This window comes from Bacteroidota bacterium, from assembly GCA_013360915.1.
In the GTDB taxonomy this organism is placed as follows: Bacteria; Bacteroidota; JABWAT01; order JABWAT01; family JABWAT01; genus JABWAT01.
The window spans coordinates 1-1,840 of sequence record JABWAT010000051.1 but is presented as its reverse complement, the minus strand read 5'-3'; the positions used below and the strand labels follow the sequence as shown (position 1 = coordinate 1,840).

Sequence of the window (1,840 nt, the reverse complement as noted above, 5' to 3'; positions counted from 1 at the left end):
GCCGAGTGGACTATGGCGGCAGTCTTGAAAACTGCTGGAGGCGAAAGCCTCCCGTGGGTTCGAATCCTACTCCCTCCGTATTCTTATTTTCATAGTTTACCGCATTTCATCTGATCATCCTCCCTGTGTAACCCCTCCTTCTCGTGTCCGGAGGGGTATATCTCCTGATAAGAAGAATAATTGCTTGTTTTTCTTTCATTTCCTGATTAAGCGAAGCGAATCCACCAAAGGGATAAATTCCAGGCATGAATATGCACTTTGCAGATTGAGTGTCAGTCGGATACCGTTATACTTACCTCAGCACTGGTATTCAATTCATTATCATCGGCTGTTAACTTCAGGACATACGACCCTGCCGCTGAGAAACTGGCCGTTGTATCAACAGCATTCGCCTCGCCAAAGGTTACCGTGCCCGGTCCACTGACCATACTCCAGATAGTTGTCACTGTTCCAGGTGGATTCGGCAGACCGTCATCCGATACCGTACCATTTAAGATTGCAGTATTTGGTAACGTAATCGATTGATCAGCTCCTGCATTTACTGTGGGCGGCTGGTTCACGATGGGGTTCGATACCACAATGGTTATCTCATCGCTTGGGCTCAATTCACCGTCATCGGCCGTTAGACTCAGCACATACGTACCGGCCTCCGAGAAGCTCGCCGTTGTATCCACGGCATTGGCATCACCGAAGCTTACCGTACCTGTACCACTCACCACACTCCAGGTAGTCGTTATGGTACCGGTCGGTAAGCCATCATCCGTTACAGTTCCATCCAGTGTTGCACTGTCCGGTAAGGTAACCGTTAATTGTTCTACCCCCGCATCTACTGTGGGTGGCTGGTTTATAATGGGCTGTATTACCTCGATGGTTATCTCATCGCTGGGGCTCAATTCACCATCATCGGCCGTTAGACTCAGCACATACATACCGGCCTCCGAGAAGCTTGCCGTTGTATCTACAGCACTCGTATCAGCAAAGGTCACGGTACCCGTACCACTCACCACACTCCAGGTAGTCGTTACGGTGCCTGTTGGTAGACCATCATCCGTTACCGTTCCATCCAGGATTGTACTATCCGGGAACGTAATCGATTGATCTGCCCCTGCATCTACCGTTGGTGGCTGGTTCACGATGGGGTTCGATACTACAATGGTTATCTCATCGCTTGGGCTCAATTCACCATCATCGGCCGTTAGACGCCGTTGTATCGATAGCATTCGCATTGCCAAAGGTCACTGTGCCTGGGCCACTGACCTTACTCCAGGTAGTAGTCACGGCGCCCGGTGGATTCGGTAAACCATCGTCAGAAACACTACCATCCAGAGCAGCGCTTGCCGGTAAGGTAACCGCCTGATCCTGGCCTGCGTTAACTAAGGGAGGTTGATTCGTTTGTCCTCCTGTACTGTATACAACATGGAGCAATGGCGCACCTGCCTGGTCACCATTGTAGGACTTTGCTACCCGTCTGCCAGTGCCTGTAATGATAATCACCAGCGAATTGCCGCTTGACCACCCGGCACGGCTTACAATCTCCTGAATGACTGAGGATATGTTGGGCGTCCTCTGGTTGAGACCAACTTCTTTTTTTATTAGCCAGGCTGCCGGCGACCATGACACTGCAGCCGTTGTTCTTGGTCTGGATGACATGTTCCCGTCAACAGAGGTAAACGCAGCGGCATTATTGGCAGCTTCCCCCTGGATGATCAGCGAGGTTGCATCCGAATGTATCTCATCTGCCTTAAATTGAATATAGGCATTACTAATGGCAGCATCTTTTGGGATATTGATTCCGGTAAAGCGCATCCCTACCTTCTGGTTGCCACTAGAGGTAGAAACC

Annotated in this window: 1 protein-coding gene and 1 pseudogene; both read right to left on the bottom strand. The window is 50.4% G+C overall.

The genetic code is table 11. The features are described from left to right. Positions 1-272: 272 nt before the first annotated feature. Positions 273-923, bottom strand: a complete 651-nt coding sequence (locus HUU10_15800; protein NUQ83065.1) for a hypothetical protein — start codon at positions 921-923, stop codon at positions 273-275. A gap of 463 nt (positions 924-1,386) precedes the next feature. After that, positions 1,387-1,840, bottom strand: a pseudogene (locus HUU10_15795) (hypothetical protein).